This window comes from Candidatus Enterococcus ikei (assembly GCF_017316105.1).
Lineage (GTDB): Bacteria > Bacillota > Bacilli > Lactobacillales > Enterococcaceae > Enterococcus_L > Enterococcus_L ikei.
Genome location: NZ_JAFLWD010000008.1, coordinates 81,938 through 98,886 on the forward strand (window position 1 = coordinate 81,938; position 16,949 = coordinate 98,886).

Below are 16,949 nucleotides of genomic sequence, written 5' to 3' on the forward strand. Positions count from 1 at the left end.
TTTTATGCTATTATTTTTAATAATCAATTAAAGAAGGTGAAGAGATGCCATTATTATTTGGAACGGCAAAATTTAATGAACAAGAACATTTAACGATTGGCGGTTGTGATACCGTTACTTTAGCTGAGAAATACGGAACGCCATTATTTGTTTACGATGTTGCACATATTCGTCAACGTGCCCGAGGATTTAAACAAACATTCAACTCTTTAGGAGTAAAAAATAAGGTCATTTATGCAAGTAAAGCATTTTGTTGTTTAGCGATGTATAAACTTTTAGCAGAAGAAGAAGTCGGTTGTGATGTGGTTTCAGCTGGAGAAATTTATACAGCGATCAAAGGTGGCATGTTACCTGAAAATATCGAATTTCATGGTAATAATAAGACAAAAGAAGAATTAGCATTCGCTGTAGACCAAGGCGTGGGAACAATTATTATTGATAATTTTTATGAAATTGACTTATTAAGTGCTGTTTTAAAGGAAAAAGGGAAGAAGCAAGCGGTCATGTTTCGTATTACGCCAGGAGTGGATGCACAAACACATGATTATATTTTGACTGGGCAAGTGGATTCTAAGTTTGGTTTTGATGTAAATAGCGGACAAGCAACTGCAGCTTTAGAAAAAATATTAGCTGATGATCATCTGATTTTAAAAGGAGCTCATTGTCATATTGGATCACAAATTTTTTCTGCAGAAGGTTTTTTGGCAGCTGTTGAGAAAATGTTGCTAATTTTAAATGAGTGGAAAAATACATTTGGCTATACTGTGGATATTTTGAATATGGGTGGTGGTTTTGGTGTACAATACACCCAAGCGGATGATCCACTTGAACCAGAAGCGTTTGTTAAAGCTATCGTAAATGCGGTGAAAGGTCAATGTGAATTACTAGATTATGCATTCCCGGAAATTTGGATCGAGCCAGGTCGTAGTATTATCGCGGAAGCTGGAACAACAATCTACACTGTAGGTGCCCAAAAAGTGATCCCAAATGTGCGGCATTATGTTTCAGTAGATGGCGGAATGGGGGACAATATCAGACCAGCATTGTATGATGCAGTATATGATGGATTTTTAGCGAATAGAATTAGTACAGAAACACTGGAAGAAGTGAGAATCGTTGGTAAATATTGTGAATCCGGTGATGTTTTGATCAAAGAAATCGAGTTGCCGCCAATGGATGCAGGAGACTTATTCGCAATTACAAGTACAGGTGCTTATGGCTATTCAATGGCCAATAACTATAATCGTAATTTAAAACCAGCCGTTGTATTTGTTGAAAATGGTCAAGATAAACTAGCGATTCGTCGAGAAACGTATGAAGATCTAATTGCATTAGATTGTCAATAGCAAGTGATCGAAGCCTTTTCCAATTGGAGAAGGTTTTTTCGCTTGAGTACATCCATACTTTTTTTCTCAAATAGGAGTATACTTGAATAAGGCATTAAATTTTAGGAGTGAGGTGTTATTTTTGAAGTGGATTGTGGTGGTTTTGGTTATCTTATTGATTTTGATTGTTGCAGTTTCAGTTTATGCAGCAAATTTTTTCTTGAACGTTGCTCTTTTTAGAGATAATAAATGGTATGACACGACGGGACATAAAATGATGAACCCAGACAATTTCAATAAGGGAAAGTCTCATTATGATCTTACTGAAGAAAAACAAAATCAACAAGGGGATATCTTTTGGCAAGAAAGCTTTGCTCAAGATTATTGGCTGGAGACAGCTGAGGAAAAGCTTTACAGCCGTTTGATCATTCCACACCCTGAAAGTAAAAAGTGGGTGATTTGCGTCCATGGCTATCGTTCTTATGGTCAGCGTGACATGGCTTTTGTTGCCTCTAGGTTTTCTGATCAACAGTACAATATTTTGATTCCAGATTTAAGAGCTCATGGAAAAAGTACAGGAAATGTCATCGGAATGGGCTGGTTAGACCGTTTGGATTTATTAAAGTGGATTCAAGAAATAATCTCAATGGAACCGTCAGCTGAAATTATTTTATTCGGCGGATCGATGGGAGCGGCAACGGTGATGATGACAAGTGGCGAAGAATTACCGAAAAATGTTAAAGGTCTAATTGTGGACTGTGGCTATTCTTCTGTATACAATGAATTTGGGGCAATGCTGCGCTCGGCTTTCAAGTTACCTGCGTTTCCTATATTAACGATTGCTGATTATTTAGCTAAAAAGAAAGTTGGTTATTCACTTAAAGAAGCTTCTTCTGTTGATCAACTAGCCAAAAATAATTTGCCAACTTTGTTTATTCATGGCACAGGGGATAAATTTGTTCCACATCAAATGCTTTATGAAAATATGGAAGCCACAAACGGGGTAAAGGAAAGTTTAATTGTTGAAAAGGCGCCGCATTTATCCTCGTTTATTTATGAACCAGATCACTATTTTGGCACGGTTTTTGAATTTATTGATCGCTATTGTTAAGAAGGGAGTACAAATATGGACTCAAAAAATAAGCAACAGAAGGTAAGTTTGGGTGTTGTATTGATTTTGATCGCTGCTACATTAAGTAGCTTAGGGCAATTGGCGTGGAAATTTGGAGCAGATGGAACGGGGAATTATGCATTCATCTTATATATTATCGGATTCATAGCAGCAGGTGCTGGAATGTTTTTCATGATGGCAGCTTTTCGTTATGGAGAAGTATCAATTTTACAGCCGATGATGAGTCTAGGATTTGCTTTATCGATCCTTTTGGGGGCAGTGTTTTTAAATGAAAGTATCACTTGGTATAAGTTAATAGGAACAGGTTTCATTATTGCAGGTTCAGTCCTTTTAGGTATTGAAGGAAATGAGGAAACCATATGACCAATTATGCGACGATTTTGCTGATTCTCGTTGTTACGACATTTTCTGGTAGTGCAGGTGCGTTGGCATTAAAAAAGGGCATGAATGATCTTCCGCAATTAAGTCTTAAACTTGTATTGACCAATGGTTGGATTTATTTAGGTTCGTTTTTGTATATCTTAAGTGCGGTGACAAATATTGCTTTATTAAAACTTTTAGATTATTCAATCGCTTTTCCAATGACTTCATTGACCTATGTTTGGACAGTTATCATTTCTTATTTTATTTTCAAAGAAAAGCTGAGTGTTCGTAAAGTTTTAGCAGTTATTTTGATAATTGTAGGTGTTTTTATTATCAGTCAATAAAAATAGAGTTTAAATGCGTTTATTTAAGTAATGTCTATGTAAGCTTGTTATTGGCAATGAACTACTTCTAGTTGTAAGATAGAAATATAAACATCAGGAGGGGTTAATATGACCGTCAAATCAAAAGGAATCGATAAAATCAAATTATTGCAGGCTGTAACCACAATTGTTACGGGAATTATCATGCTGAATGCAGTATTGAAAAAAAATAGAAACTAACATTTTTAGGTCGAAAATTACTGATTATACTTCAGCGATTTTCGGCTTATTTTTTGTTTAATAAAAAAATAGTAGGTTGAGAGAATAATGAAAAGATGAAATACATAAAACCTTCTAAATTTGATTATCTAGGGAGTGAAATTAAATGAATAAAAAATTGAAAACCGTTCTGTTTTTGTAGCGATGAAAAAAATCTTAATAGCGCTGATTGAGCAACCTTAATTTCGTCTCAAACTTGGAAGCATTGAATTATATTCATAAGGATAACAAATCTAAAATTATTTGAAAGTAGCAAAAAAAGAGTAACTGCAAATATAGCGGTTACTCCTTTTTTAGTTACTAATTTAAGTGTTAACTTTAACGAATACCCAAAGCAATCCGAGCATAACGGGACATTTTATCAGTCGTCCAAGCTGGATACCAGACAAGTTTTACTTCTGGATTCTTTACTTCAGGAATTTCTTTTAGAGCTTCATGGATTTGTTCAGTCAGAACATCAGCTAACGGACAGCCCATGGTTGTTAAGGTCATTTTGATGACAGTGTCACCATTTTGTGCAAATTCAACTTCATAAATCAATCCCAAGTTAACGATATCAATTCCAAGTTCAGGATCAATCACAGTTTCTAACGCGGTTAAAATCTGTTCCTTAATATCCTCAACCTCTTCGGCAGACCACTCTTGATTTGTTTCAGTCATTGTATCTACTCCTTTTTATTGTTCGTCCGTTGTTCTTTGCTTTTGGATGAATAAAACAGCAAATATAACAGGACTCTTGACAGTTCGTTCTTTACATATGATACCTTTTTTTAAATACTTTGTAAATGAGAATCTTTTTCAATAAGGCAGGACATTACGCTAAAACTGTAATGTAAATAGCAACAATTCATCTTCCGTTGCATTAATAATATTATGTTGAGTAAAAGCTTCTAAAAAAATCGCATCTCCTTCATGTAAAATCAGTATTTCATCTTTTAATTCAATTGTTGCTTCACCTTTGATTACGTAATTTATTTCACAAAGATTATGAGCAATTTTCCGACCGCTGGATGATGCTTGTGCATCAATATAAATTTTTGAAATAACCATGTTATTTGTATGTACGGGTAAATTGAACAGAGTATCATAATAAGTAGAATTCGTTTGCCAAGGGTTATAAATGGTGCCAGAGGAGTTTCGAATTACTTTATAACCATGTTCTGAAGTTTCGTCATCCTGAATAACTTGAGGCGCTTCATTCGCTAAAAGTGAAGCTACAGTGACGTCTAATGCATCAGCGATTTTTCTCAATGCTTCTAGAGAAGGGCGATTAGTTCCACGTTCGATTTGCGACAAGAAACTAGCGGAGTATCCTGTTTTTTCTCCTAATTCAGTTAAGGTGATTTTTTTTTCTTTCCGTAAATTTTTAATTTTTCTAAATTCCATTGACAGCCGTCCTTTGTTTAGAGTCCTTTTTTCATTCATATTATCTCGAATTCGTTACAAAATTACAAGCACTTGGATTACGATTAAAAAAAACACATCTAAATCTCATTATTATATTGACATTTCCATAGAGTAAACTTAAAATTGTAACAAATAATTCAATTTTTGTGGTAAAATTTAATTCAAAATTAAAAAAAGAATGCTTATTATTTCGTTTAGATTGATATATTATTTTGGGTAGTAAGTCATAGCGTAGAAATACGCACTAATTTAATGCAAATAATACTGGGGGAAATCAAGTGAAAATAACAAAAATAAGTGTAGAACCAAAGGCTGTAAAGTTAAAAGAACCAATCACAATCTCACTGGGCACGATTGAACACTCAATGAGTGCGATTGTTGAAATAGAAACGGATGAAGGAATCATTGGTTACGGCGAAGGGTCACCTGGCATTTTGATTACAGGTGAAACTTTAAAAGGAACAACAGAGTGTATTCAATTATTTGAAAAGCAATTACTAGGAATCGATCCATTAGACATAGAAAAAGTTCATAGTATCATGAATTCTGTAGCAGCACTTGCTCCATCCGCTAAGACGGCAATCGATATTGCTTGTTATGATTTATTTGGGAAAAAAGCTAATCTACCTGTATATAAACTTTTAGGAGGCTTTGATTCTTGTGTTAAGACGGATATGACAGTGGGCATCGATACGACTGAAAGAATGGTCGAAAAAGCGAAATTAGCTGTTTTACAAGGGTTTGATACGTTGAAAATAAAAGTAGGAACTGGTTTTGAAGCCGATGTCGCTCGGATCAAAGCGATAAGAGAGGCTGTTGGCAGTCAAATAAATTTACGCTTAGATGCCAATCAAGGCTGGAAACCTAAAGAAGCAGTTAATACAATCAATCATTTGGCAGAATACAGTATCGAATTAGTAGAGCAGCCAGTTGCGTACAATGATATCGATGGCTTAGCTTTTGTCACAAATAATGTGTCAACACCAATTATGTCTGATGAAAGTTGCTTTAATTCCAAAGATGCATTGCGGTTGATCAAGGCACGTGCTGTTGATTTCGTTAATATCAAATTGATGAAATGCGGCGGAATCCATGAAGCACTGAAAATCAATAGCATTTGTGAAGCTGCTGGTGTTGAATGTATGATCGGATGTATGGTAGAAGAGACCAATATTGGTGTAACGGCTGCCGCGCATTTAGCAGCAGCGACCAAAAATATCACTAGAGCAGATTTAGATGCAACTTTTGGTTTAAATGAAGTCGCGATTCCAGGCGGTGTAGGATTAGAACCAACTAGTCTGATTTCATTATCCGATAAAGCTGGTTTGGGGCTAAGTAAATAAGAAAGGTGAGTGGTCAAATGTATTACGATCTAAAATATATGAGTGTGCCGTTACCGGAAGATGTTATCAAACTAAAAAATTATGGGGACTTTGATGGTGCCGGGAAATTGATTGAGCATCTCTTGTCGAATGAATTACCTGAAGCGTTAAGGAAACGTTTAGAAATCGAACAAGATATTATCCGGATCGTTGGGATTAATGAGTATCCATTCGCAATTGCTGAAGCAAACCAGATGATGAAAGAAACGTTTAAAGAATATCAAGAGCAAGAGTTAACCGTTTTAAAAGAAACTGGTAAAGTCGACTGGCTGTATATTGATGGAAAGGTTCATTTTCAACGTCGTTTCTTGATGAATCTGATTAAGACACAAGCCGATTATGAAGCGAGATTGATTGTTAAAAAAGACAACGAAGTAGACCGTTTGAGAAAACAAGAATTGACCCAGAATGTTCAGCTAATGAAAGAACAGGGTGGGAGAAAAGTAAAAATTCATTTAAAAACAAGTATTCAAGTGAAAAAAGAACACGAACGTCCAGGTGAGAAAGTTCGCGTATACTTGCCATTACCAAAAGAATGCAAACAAGCTTCAGATATTCAAATTTTAAAAACGACACCTGAAGCTACTTTTATTGCACCTGAAAAAGCAGCACAACGAACAGTTTATTTTGAAACGACATTAGAAGAAGATCAAGTTTTTTCAGTTGAATACAGTTTTATCAATCAAGTTGATTACGTTGAACTAGATCCAAACAAAGTGTCTGAGCTTCAACCAGAATTTGAACTAAGCGAACAACTACCTCATATTCGTTTTACTCCTTATTTGGAACAGCTGCTTGAAGAGATTTTAGCTGGGGAAACTAATCCAATCAAAAAAGCACGAAAAATTTATGATTTTATCACAACCAAAGTCAATTATTCGTTCATGCGGGAATATTTCACGATTGATAATATTTCAGAGTATGCTGCAGTCAATTTAAAGGGGGATTGCGGCGTTCAAGCAATCTTGTTTATCACTTTATGTCGAATGGCGAAAATCCCCGCAAAATGGCAGTCAGGTCTATATGTGTCACAATACTACACAGGCTGTCACGATTGGGCACAATTTTATGTGGCACCATACGGTTGGGTTTTCGCTGACTTATCATTTGGCGGTGGCGCACGTAGAAATGGGGATTTAGATCGTTGGAATTATTATTTCGGCAATTTAGATATATTCAGGATGCCAGCAAATAGCGAGATCCAAAAAGATTTTGATCCTCCAAAGCGCTTTTTAAGAGCGGATCCAATCGACAATCAGCGAGGAGAATTCGAATATGAAAACCAAGGACTTCCTTATGCCTACTTAGAAGTAAAACAAGAGTTGGTTTCAATGGAGGAAATTGTGTAATAAATAAAAAAGAAAAGGAAAAGGTGAAACGTATGAAAAAAGGTTTAAAACAAAGTCTTACATTGATTACAGCAATGCTATTACTTTCAGCTTGTGGAGGGAAAGCAAGCGATAAAACAGATAATACTGCCAGTAAAGGTGCATCAACAGAACAAAAATCTTCAAGAGTATTAAATTTGATGGAAGCATCCGAAGTAGGATCGATGGATACGATCTTCACACAAGATGAGCCTAGTGTTAATGCACAATCTAACGTGTTTGAAGGTCTTTATCAGCTAGATGAAAAAGATAACGTGATACCGGCTGTAGCTAAAGAAATGCCAGAAATTTCAGAAGATGGCAAAACGTATAAAATCAAACTCAGAGATGATGCGAAATGGTCAAACGGCGATAAAGTCACAGCGAATGATTTCGTTTTTGCTTGGAAAAAAATGGCTGATCCAAAAAATCAAGCGAATTACTTCTTCTTAATGGATGGAACAATTCTTAACGGTACTGAAATCGTCAATGAAGAAAAATCAGCGGATGAGCTTGGTGTAAAAGCGTTAGACGATTATACACTGGAAATCAAAATGGCGAAACCAGTTACTTATTTCACTTCATTATTGGCCTTTTCACCATTCTTCCCGCAAAATGAAAAATTTGTAACTGAAAAAGGCAAAGAATATGGCACTTCTAGCGAAAATATCGTTTCCAATGGACCATTCTTAATGGAGAACTGGGACCAAGCTTCAATGTCATGGGATTTAGTTGCGAATCCAGATTATTATGATGCAGACAAAGTGAAGTCGGAAAAAATCCACTTTGAAGTCTTAAAAGAAACAAACACTGTTTTCAATCTGTATGAATCAGGTGAATTAGATGTAGCGATTCTGACAGGAGACTTTGCTAAACAAAATAAAGACAATCCAGATTACGAAGCAATCCAACGTTCAAAAGTCTACTCTTTAAGAATGAATCAAAAGAGAAACGACAAACCATCGATCTTTGCTAATGAAAACGTACGTAAAGCAGTTGCGTATGCGCTAGATAAGAAAAGTTTAGTTGAAAATATTTTAGCAGATGGTTCAAAAGATATTTATGGTTATATTCCTAAAAATTTCGTAGCTAATCCTGAAACGGGAGAAGATTTTAGAAAAGAAGCAGGCGACTTAGTAAAAACAGACGAAAAATTAGCTAATGAATATTTAGACAAAGCTAAAAAAGAATTGAATGGCGATGTAACGATCGAATTACTATCTAAAGATGGTGATGGCGACAAAAAAGTTGCTGAATTTATTCAAGGACAATTAGAAAAAACATTGCCAGGATTGAAAATCAATGTAAAAACAGTTCCATTGAATAATTCAATTGAGCTGATGAAAAAAGGGGATTATGAACTTTCTGTTAGTATGTGGGGACCAGATTACCAAGATCCAATGACGTTCTTAGAAAGCTCAGTAAGCACAAAAAATAAAACAAGTTACCGCAGTGAAAAATATGATCAGTTGATTGATGACGCTTCTAATAAATATGCTAATGAACCTGAAAAACGTTGGGAAACATTGATTGCAGCTGAAAAAGTTTTAGTAGAAGAAGATGTTGCGTTGATTCCATTATATCAACAAGCAAGAGGACAATTAGTCCGTCCAGGTGTTAAAGGAATCGAGTATCATAACTTTGGTGCGACTAGCACGTATAAAAATGCTTATATCAACGATTAAATGAGTAAAGGTTTAAAACTTTACTAAAAAAACAAAAATCTTCTAACAGAAATGCTTGACCTCAAATAGATTTGCTTGTATTATACTACTTGGGCACCTTTGAGAAGGTCAGAAGTTTACAACGAATTCCAGCTCCCTATTCATTTTGGATAGGGAGCTTTTGTTTTTTGTAGTAAGTAAAAAAACAACCTATTCGTTGCTCACTTATCTCTACAAATCTATTTTAAGAAAGGGTTTTTTTATATTATGACAAAATATATCTTTGTTACAGGCGGCGTAGTTTCTTCGATTGGGAAGGGTATTGTTGCAGCATCTTTAGGACGTTTATTAAAAAATCGCGGCTTGAAAGTAACGATTCAAAAATTTGATCCATACATCAATGTGGATCCAGGAACAATGAGTCCTTACCAACACGGAGAAGTTTTTGTCACAGATGACGGTGCCGAAACAGATTTGGACTTAGGTCACTATGAACGTTTTATCGATATCAACTTAAATAAATACTCTAATGTGACAACAGGGAAGATTTATTCAGAAGTATTGAGAAAAGAACGCAAAGGTGAATACTTAGGTGCAACTGTACAAGTTATACCTCATATCACAAATGAAATCAAAGACAAAATCATGCGTGCTGCTACTATGACAGATGCGGATATCATTATTACGGAAGTCGGCGGAACAGTAGGTGATATTGAATCGTTACCATTTTTAGAAGCCTTACGTCAGATGAAAGCTGATGTTGGTAGTGATAATGTGATGTATATCCACACAACACTGATTCCTTACTTAAAAGCGGCCGGCGAAATGAAAACAAAACCAACACAACATAGCGTAAAAGAATTGCGCAGTTTAGGGATTCAACCAAATATTTTAGTTGTTCGTACAGAATTACCAGTTTCTCAAGGGACAAAAAATAAATTAGCTCAATTTTGTGATGTAGCACCAGAAGCTGTTATTGAATCACGTGATGTAGAAACGCTTTATTCGATCCCATTAGCGCTGCAAGCTCAAAATATGGATCAGATCGTCTGTGATCATTTAAAAATAGATGCACCAGTTGCTGATATGACTGAATGGCGTGCATTAGAAGAAAAAGTATTAGGCCTGAAGAAAACAACTAGAATTGCTTTAGTTGGGAAGTATGTAGAACTTCCTGATGCGTACCTTTCAGTCGTTGAAGCGTTGAAACATGCTGGTTTTGCTTTTGACTCTGATATTGCGATCGACTGGATCGATTCACAAGAATTGACAGAAGAAAACGTTGCTGAAATCTTAAAAGATGCTGATGGAATCTTGGTTCCAGGTGGATTTGGTGATCGTGGAGTAGAAGGGAAGATCGAAGCAATTCGTTTTGCCCGTGAAAATGATGTACCATTCCTAGGTATTTGTTTAGGTATGCAAATGGCCTGTGTGGAATTTGCTCGTAATGTTGTAAAACTTGAAGATGCTGGTTCAGCAGAAAATAATCCAGATATTCTTAACAACATCATTGATCTGATGGCAGATCAAGAAAATGTTGAGAATCTTGGCGGAACATTGCGTTTAGGTTTGTATCCTTGTAAGTTGAAAAAAGGCAGTGTCACAGCAGCCGCATACGAAGGACAAGAGGTTGTTCAAGAACGTCATCGTCATCGCTATGAGTTCAACAATAAATACCGTCAATTATTTGAAGAAAATGGCTTAGTTTTTTCTGGTGTTTCACCAGACAATCGCTTAGTTGAAATTGTTGAGTTACCAGAGAAGAAATTCTTTGTTGCTTGTCAGTTCCATCCAGAATTGATTTCTAGACCAAATAGACCACAACATTTGATTAAAGGATTTGTTGAGGCAGCATTAAATAATCAATAAAATAAAAGGTACGTTGTCGTTAATTAGACATCGTACCTTTTATTTTATATGTGTCAGCCGGAAGATGATGATCGTCTTCTGGCTGCGTTATTTTGCACAGGAGGCGTTGTCGGAGTGGTTGACGGCAACGTAGGCTCACTGCTTGGTAAGACTTCAGATGGCGCTGTTGAAATCTGTGGTTCTGTTTGTTGAGTAGACGAAACGGGTGTCTCGCTTGACTGACTTACTGGTGGTTCTGTTTGTGAAGGAACTATAGAGCTGCTTGAAGCTGGTTCCGAATTTACTGAACTTTCACTAGTCGAAGAACTTTCGTAGCTAGTATTTGATGGCACTAATTGTTCTTCATAGGCTCCTTTGACATACAATTCACTACCAGAACGTATAACCGTGTCAGGCATGGTCCAGTCATCATTAGAGACTCCTTCTGATAGATAACTCATCATTTCTCTATACACATCAGATGCTGTTCCCCAATATTCGTATGGAATAGGGGTTAAACGTTGTTTATAGCCTGTCCAGACAGAAACTGCATAATGAGGTGTATAACCAACAAAAGTGCTGTCAGGCGCAATACTGGCTGATTCAGAGGCGCCTATCTTTGCAAGATCTTCGGCAGTATAGTTCGCTGTTCCGGTTTTTCCGGCTTGGATCAATCCAGGAACCTCTGCATTAAAGGCTGTACCGCCGGAGATAACATCTTTGAGCATATCGGTCATCATATAAGCAGTCGAATCTTTCATAGCACGTTTACTTTCTGTTTCAGTTACATCTTCTGAACCATCTTGGTAGACGACTTTATTGACATAATAAGGTTTGTTGTAAACGCCCATATTCGCAAATGAGGCGTAAGCTGCGGCAAGTTTTAAGGAAGAAACACCATATTTATTTCCGCCTAACTCATTTGTATTACTTGATATTGCATTAGCGGCAACGATCTGTTTAAATTCAATTCCTAAGTTTTTAAGAAATTCAGCAGATTTATCGCTACCAACAGCATCGAATGTTTGAATCGCTGTTGTATTACGAGAAAACATGATAGCTTTACGCATTGTCAAAGCACCATAATATTGCATATCAGCATTTGTAACAGGAATTGTAGTTCCTTCGTAATTTGTTGGTTTATCGTACATTGTTCGACCTGTCGAATAGTTCAAGTTTTCAATGGCAGGGCCATAGTCCGCGATTGGTTTCATTGTTGATCCGACATCACGGTCAGTTTCGATTGCCAGATTCGTTCCTAATTGGACATCATCAGGAATATTTCGACCGCCGATTTGGGCTTTGACTTGACCAGTTTTGACATCGATCACTGTTGAAGCAACTTGAAAATCTTGATCAGGGTATTTAACATAAGTGTCACTGTTAACAATATCGTAAAGTCGTTTTTGCGCATTCATATCAAGGTTTGTGTGAATTTCTAAACCATCTGTGTAGGGATTTTTACCCATACCTTCTACCTCAGCAATAACTTCTCTGATATAGTTATCAACGATTTTACGGTTTTCATTCGATTGTTTTAAAGGTTGTAAACCGTCATCAATTGGTGTTGCCTTAGCATCATCGTATTCTTTTTGTGTGATTTTCTCGTTTTCTTTCATTGTAAATAAAACAACATCTCGACGTTCTTTAGCTATCTCTGGTTTTACATATGGATCATAATCATTTGGTGCTTGCGGCATTCCGGCTAGTAAAGCTGTTTGTGGAAGGGACAGTTCTGCTAACGGTTTGCCATAATAATTTTGAGCAGCTGTTTCCATACCGTACAGGCCATTTGCCATATAAACTTTATTGATGTAATACGTTAGAATTTCTTCTTTTGATTTTTCTTTTTCTAGTTGCATCGCAAGCCATGCTTCTTGGGCTTTCCGTTTAAGATTTTGATCTTTTTCTTTTGTTGAAAAGTAGGAAAGTTTAATTAACTGTTGGGTCAGTGTGCTACCGCCTTGAAGACCGCCATTTTTAAAGTTTGAAAAAGCAGATCCTAAAATACGGATTGGATCAACACCGCTATGCTTATAAAAACGTTTGTCCTCAACTGACACAACCGCATCTTTTAATAATTGCGGAACATCAGTTGGTTTGATCATTTCACGTTTTTCTGCACCTAATTCTTCAAAAACCTCATTATTTGCATCATAAAGTTTTGATGAAACTGTTGCATTTAGCATGTCATCGTCCAGTTTTGGCGCCTCTTTAGCATAAGACCAGAAGAGACCTAAGCCAGCAAGTAAACCAAGAATGCCAAGAAGAACTAATCCTAGAAAGATTTTTAGAAGGATTCGCTTTTTCTTTGGTTTTTTTCCGCCGTTGGAAGGTGTGTTTTCAGTGGTGTTGGAAGTAGGTGTATGTCCGTGTCTCGCAGCACGTGATCCTATTTCATCAGTTGTCATTAATCGCAACTCCTTTGTTTGATTGAATATGTTGCTCGACTGCGTCCAAAAATGGAACTCTAGGTGCAATTCCAATTTGGATCTCTATTCCATTTTTTTCAATAATAGATAAAGGCAACGATTTTTTTCCAGTGATTTCTTGTTCTGACCAATAGGTTATTAAATTTTCTCCGCTAAAAAAGAAACATCTATTCAATGAAGAGAACCACATTAGAACGAAGCAAATCCCTTTTTGTGCCAAACATTGCTGGATATGTTCGATCTGGTGTTGATGAAAGTTTTTAAAAGGAAAAGATGTTTTATTCTTGGTTTCCTTTGCTTCAAAGTCCAGATAATATCCATTGTAGACACCATTATAATCAGTTGTGGAGGCTTGTCTAAAATAAGCTTCTTTGATCACAGCAGCGCTACGGCTGGGGTAATCAACTTTTACAATTTGAACGGGGGTGGGCTTTTTGTGAATGACTGCTGTATTATGGGTTAAATAATACGCATTGCTTTTATTGAGCTCTTCTTCAAAGTCCATTCCTCGTTTACCAAATTGAACTGATTTTTGGTTTTTTACTTGTTTTTTTGATTTCGGTGCTTCATGATTGTTATAGGGAGTACCATTAGGATAATGAAAAGCCATTTCTATCACACTCCTAGCCAATATTATAACAAAAAATCTTTATGAAAGAAAAGGAATGTCTATGGAAAACGTAAAAACACTTTATGTGACTGGTTATAAAAGCTTTGAAATCGGGGCTTTTCAAGACAATGACCCTAAAATTACAGTTATTAAAAATGTATTAAAAAAGGAAATTATGGGCTATTTAGACACTGGATTGGAGTGGGTTTTGGTTTCCGGCAATCTTGGAACAGAGATTTGGGCAGCAGAAGTTGTAGGGGAATTGAAAAATGATTATCCAGAACTAAAGCTGGGCATTATTTATCCTTTTAAAGAATTTGGTAGTAATTGGAATGAAAAAAATCGTGGAAATTTAGAAAAAATTGAGATTTTAGCAGATTTTGTTGATTCGGTAAGTCATCAGCCTTATAAATCGCCAGCACAATTAAAAATGCATACGCGTTTTTTATTAGAACATACTGGTGCAAGTTTATTAGTTTATGACAAGGAATACCCCGGTAAAACAGAGTATTTCTTAAAGGATGCGGAACATTTTTCAGAAAAATTTCCTTACGAAATCCGCATGATAACAATGGATGATTTACAAAACTCGATGGAATAGTGATAATCTGTTTGATTTTCTGACGATTTTCCGATACAATAATGCTGTTGAACTATGAACTTTTATCCTAATCAAAGAAAATAAAGAGGTGTAAGTATGGCAAATTTAGTATACAGTCCAAAAGATATTTTACAAAAAGAATTTAAAACAAAAATGCGCGGGTATGATCCAGTTGAAGTTGATGAATTTTTAGATAACGTAATCAAAGATTATGAAGCGTATAACAAAGAAATTTTAACGTTGCAAGAAGAAAATAATCGTTTACTAGCTAAAGTGGATCAAGCATCCAAAGTACAACAAGCAATGCCGACTCGCAGTAGTCAAGAAATGCCTAAGAGTGCTGCTGTAACAAACTTCGACATTCTAAAACGTTTATCTAATTTAGAACGTGAAGTATTCGGCAAAAAATTAGATGATACTCCTGCTTCAAATCCAATTTCTGGCATGAGTCATTCTAATCCGTATGAAAGCAATTTACACAATCCTTATGAACGTGAAGTAGATAACTCAGAAACACGTCAATTTTAATTGATTGAATCAAAATATTGTAATTTTCGGGTGATCGCGGTTTGAATTTATTCAGGCTGAGGAAAGTCCATGCTCGCACAGACTGAGATGTCTGTAGTGTTCGTGCTTAGCGAAATCATAAGCTAAGGTGCTTGAAAAAGTAACGGCAGGAAAAATGACTAAGGTTTCGGCTATGTCAAAGTACCCTTGAAAGTGCCACAGTGACGAAGCAATTTTGGAAACGGAATTGGTGGAACGCGGTAAACCCCTCGAGCGAGCAACTCAAACAATGGTAGGGGCGCTCTTCTAAAGGAAATGAACGAGTAGAAGAGGCAGATTAATTTCTGCAGATAGATGATGACCGTCGAGTGTCTTTCCCTGAGAGGCATTCGATACAGAACATGGCTTACAGAAAATTACAAGTATTCAGGATGACCTTCCAACTTTGTTGTGAAGGCTTTTTTTAAAGTAAGAGATAAACATTTTAGTATAGATAGAGTAATGAACAGTTCTTAACAATAATAAGAACAAGAGGAGATATAATGACAAAAGAAAAAACATTTAAACTGGTTGCAACTGCAGCGAGTGGCTTAGAAGCTTTAGTAGGAAAAGAACTTCGTGATTTAGGGATTCCATGTGAAGTCGAAAATGGTAAGGCTCTTTTCGAAGGCACGATGGAAACAATCGCTACGACAAACTTATGGTTGCGTACAGCTGACCGTATTAAAATTATTGTTGGCGAATTTGATGCATTTAGCTTTGATGAATTATTTGAAAAAGTGAAAGCTTTGCCATGGGAAGATTATTTACCGATGGATGCAGAATTTCCTGTAGCTGGAAAATCAATCAAATCAAAATTATACAGCACACCTGATTGTCAATCGATCACTAAAAAAGCGATCGTTAACCGCTTAAGAGAAGTGTATCATCGTCCGGCAACAGTTCCTTTAGCTGAAACAGGCGCATTTTTTCAATTAGAAGTTGCTCTTTTAAAAGATCACGTGACGGTAACTCTTGATACGACAGGTCCAAGTTTATTTAAACGTGGCTACCGAATTGAAAAAGGTGGAGCTCCGTTGAAAGAAAATATGGCTGCAGCATTAGTGACATTAACGAATTGGCGTAAAGACCGTCCTTTCTTTGATCCTGTTTGCGGATCAGGTACGATCTGTATAGAAGCAGCGTTGATCGGACACAATATTGCACCAGGATTTAACCGTGAGTTTGTTTGTGAAACTTGGGATTGGTTTGACTCAGCGGTCTTTGAAAAAGTTCGTAAAGAAGCAGATGAAAAAGCAGATTATGATATCGAGTTAGATATTATGGGATCAGATATCAATGGAAAAATGATTGAAATCGCCAAAGCAAATGCGGAAGAAATTGGTTTAGGTGATTCTATCACATTTAAACAATTGGCTTTGCGTGATTTTACAACAGAAAAAGAATATGGCGTAATGGTTGCGAATCCGCCGTATGGAGAACGTTTAGGTGAGGAAGAGTCTGTACGTAAACTCTACAAAGAGATGGGCGAAGTTTTCCGTCCGCTCAAAACATGGAGTAAGTATATTTTAACGAGTGATTTAACCTTTGAGCAATATTATGGCGCAAGAGCTACCAAGAAAAGAAAACTGTATAATGGTGCGTTGCGTACTGATTTGTTCCAATATTGGGGAGAAAGACCACCGAGAAAGCCAAGAGAAGAGTAGGTG

15 protein-coding genes and 1 other RNA gene are annotated in these 16,949 nt (G+C 36.4%); 12 read left to right on the forward strand and 4 right to left on the reverse strand.

The window, feature by feature from the left end:
- The first annotated feature begins 44 nt into the window (after nt 1-44).
- The 4 genes from lysA to JZO69_RS03580 all read left to right on the forward strand — a co-directional run bounded on the left by lysA (nt 45) and on the right by JZO69_RS03580 (nt 3,164).
- Nucleotides 45-1,346 carry a diaminopimelate decarboxylase gene (gene lysA, locus JZO69_RS03565; RefSeq protein WP_207111520.1) on the forward strand — a complete coding sequence of 434 codons (1,302 nt, stop codon included), beginning with the start codon at nt 45-47 and terminating at the stop codon, nt 1,344-1,346.
- 121 nt (nt 1,347-1,467) lie between these two features.
- Nucleotides 1,468-2,436: an alpha/beta hydrolase gene (locus tag JZO69_RS03570; protein WP_207111521.1), complete on the forward strand. Its 969-nt coding sequence runs from the start codon at nt 1,468-1,470 to the stop codon at nt 2,434-2,436.
- A gap of 15 nt (nt 2,437-2,451) precedes the next feature.
- Nucleotides 2,452-2,820 carry an EamA family transporter gene (locus JZO69_RS03575; RefSeq protein WP_207111522.1) on the forward strand — a complete coding sequence of 123 codons (369 nt, stop codon included), beginning with the start codon at nt 2,452-2,454 and terminating at the stop codon, nt 2,818-2,820.
- On the forward strand, nt 2,817-3,164 hold the full coding sequence (locus JZO69_RS03580; RefSeq protein WP_207111523.1) for an EamA family transporter: 348 nt from the start codon (nt 2,817-2,819) through the stop codon (nt 3,162-3,164). Before JZO69_RS03575 ends, JZO69_RS03580 begins: the two co-directional genes overlap by 4 nt.
- 576 nt (nt 3,165-3,740) lie before the next feature.
- Here the strand turns inward: JZO69_RS03580 and JZO69_RS03585 are convergent.
- Together JZO69_RS03585 and JZO69_RS03590 are read right to left on the reverse strand one after the other, a co-directional pair.
- A complete protein-coding gene (locus JZO69_RS03585) occupies nt 3,741-4,082 on the reverse strand; it encodes a metal-sulfur cluster assembly factor (RefSeq protein ID WP_207111524.1) in 342 nt (113 codons plus the stop codon).
- 159 nt (nt 4,083-4,241) lie between these two features.
- A complete protein-coding gene (locus JZO69_RS03590) occupies nt 4,242-4,808 on the reverse strand; it encodes a helix-turn-helix domain-containing protein (RefSeq protein ID WP_207111525.1) in 567 nt (188 codons plus the stop codon).
- Between the two features lie 299 nt (nt 4,809-5,107).
- On the opposite strand from JZO69_RS03590, the gene JZO69_RS03595 reads away from it, so the two are divergent.
- The 4 genes from JZO69_RS03595 (at nt 5,108) to pyrG (ending at nt 11,111) form a co-directional block, all read left to right on the forward strand.
- Nucleotides 5,108-6,172 carry an enolase C-terminal domain-like protein gene (locus JZO69_RS03595; protein ID WP_207111526.1) on the forward strand — a complete coding sequence of 355 codons (1,065 nt, stop codon included), beginning with the start codon at nt 5,108-5,110 and terminating at the stop codon, nt 6,170-6,172.
- Between the two features lie 17 nt (nt 6,173-6,189).
- Nucleotides 6,190-7,560 (forward strand): transglutaminase-like domain-containing protein, encoded by a 1,371-nt coding sequence (locus JZO69_RS03600; RefSeq protein ID WP_207111527.1) that lies wholly within the window; start codon nt 6,190-6,192, stop codon nt 7,558-7,560.
- Nucleotides 7,561-7,592: 32 nt separating this feature from the next.
- Nucleotides 7,593-9,263 carry a peptide ABC transporter substrate-binding protein gene (locus tag JZO69_RS03605; RefSeq protein WP_207111528.1) on the forward strand — a complete coding sequence of 557 codons (1,671 nt, stop codon included), beginning with the start codon at nt 7,593-7,595 and terminating at the stop codon, nt 9,261-9,263.
- Nucleotides 9,264-9,509: 246 nt separating this feature from the next.
- On the forward strand, nt 9,510-11,111 hold the full coding sequence (pyrG, locus tag JZO69_RS03610; RefSeq protein ID WP_207111529.1) for a CTP synthase: 1,602 nt from the start codon (nt 9,510-9,512) through the stop codon (nt 11,109-11,111).
- A 53-nt stretch (nt 11,112-11,164) separates the two neighbouring features.
- On the opposite strand, the gene JZO69_RS03615 is transcribed toward pyrG, so the two are convergent.
- Nucleotides 11,165-13,501 (reverse strand): PBP1A family penicillin-binding protein, encoded by a 2,337-nt coding sequence (locus JZO69_RS03615; protein WP_207111530.1) that lies wholly within the window; start codon nt 13,499-13,501, stop codon nt 11,165-11,167.
- Nucleotides 13,491-14,132, reverse strand: coding sequence for a Holliday junction resolvase RecU (gene recU, locus JZO69_RS03620; RefSeq protein WP_207111531.1), 642 nt, complete (start codon nt 14,130-14,132; stop codon nt 13,491-13,493). The genes JZO69_RS03615 and recU overlap by 11 nt, the downstream gene beginning before the upstream one ends.
- A 61-nt stretch (nt 14,133-14,193) precedes the next feature.
- Between recU and JZO69_RS03625 the strand changes: the two genes are divergently transcribed.
- The 4 genes from JZO69_RS03625 (at nt 14,194) to JZO69_RS03640 (ending at nt 16,946) form a co-directional block, all read left to right on the forward strand.
- Nucleotides 14,194-14,733, forward strand: a complete 540-nt coding sequence (locus JZO69_RS03625; protein ID WP_207111532.1) for an SLOG family protein — start codon at nt 14,194-14,196, stop codon at nt 14,731-14,733.
- Between the two features lie 96 nt (nt 14,734-14,829).
- The gene (gene gpsB / locus JZO69_RS03630) at nt 14,830-15,261 is read left to right on the forward strand and encodes a cell division regulator GpsB (protein WP_207111533.1); all 432 of its coding nucleotides are present in this window, start codon (nt 14,830-14,832) and stop codon (nt 15,259-15,261) included.
- 22 nt (nt 15,262-15,283) lie between these two features.
- An RNA gene (rnpB, locus tag JZO69_RS03635) (RNase P RNA component class B) lies at nt 15,284-15,654 on the forward strand.
- 128 nt (nt 15,655-15,782) lie between these two features.
- Nucleotides 15,783-16,946, forward strand: a complete 1,164-nt coding sequence (locus JZO69_RS03640) for a THUMP domain-containing class I SAM-dependent RNA methyltransferase (protein ID WP_207111534.1) — start codon at nt 15,783-15,785, stop codon at nt 16,944-16,946.
- Nucleotides 16,947-16,949: the final 3 nt, after the last annotated feature.

Bases quoted from the DNA above. Each gene is read 5' to 3' on its own strand.
- lysA (WP_207111520.1), top strand. From the start codon at position 45: ATGCCATTATTATTTGGAACGGCAAAATTTAATGAACAAGAACATTTA.
- JZO69_RS03575 (WP_207111522.1), top strand. From the start codon at position 2,452: ATGGACTCAAAAAATAAGCAACAGAAGGTAAGTTTGGGTGTTGTATTG.
- JZO69_RS03580 (WP_207111523.1), top strand. From the start codon at position 2,817: ATGACCAATTATGCGACGATTTTGCTGATTCTCGTTGTTACGACATTT.
- JZO69_RS03585 (WP_207111524.1), bottom strand. From the start codon at position 4,082: ATGACTGAAACAAATCAAGAGTGGTCTGCCGAAGAGGTTGAGGATATT.
- JZO69_RS03590 (WP_207111525.1), bottom strand. From the start codon at position 4,808: ATGGAATTTAGAAAAATTAAAAATTTACGGAAAGAAAAAAAAATCACC.
- JZO69_RS03600 (WP_207111527.1), top strand. From the start codon at position 6,190: ATGTATTACGATCTAAAATATATGAGTGTGCCGTTACCGGAAGATGTT.
- JZO69_RS03605 (WP_207111528.1), top strand. From the start codon at position 7,593: ATGAAAAAAGGTTTAAAACAAAGTCTTACATTGATTACAGCAATGCTA.
- pyrG (WP_207111529.1), top strand. From the start codon at position 9,510: ATGACAAAATATATCTTTGTTACAGGCGGCGTAGTTTCTTCGATTGGG.
- JZO69_RS03615 (WP_207111530.1), bottom strand. From the start codon at position 13,501: ATGACAACTGATGAAATAGGATCACGTGCTGCGAGACACGGACATACA.
- recU (WP_207111531.1), bottom strand. From the start codon at position 14,132: ATGGCTTTTCATTATCCTAATGGTACTCCCTATAACAATCATGAAGCA.
- JZO69_RS03625 (WP_207111532.1), top strand. From the start codon at position 14,194: ATGGAAAACGTAAAAACACTTTATGTGACTGGTTATAAAAGCTTTGAA.
- gpsB (WP_207111533.1), top strand. From the start codon at position 14,830: ATGGCAAATTTAGTATACAGTCCAAAAGATATTTTACAAAAAGAATTT.
- JZO69_RS03640 (WP_207111534.1), top strand. From the start codon at position 15,783: ATGACAAAAGAAAAAACATTTAAACTGGTTGCAACTGCAGCGAGTGGC.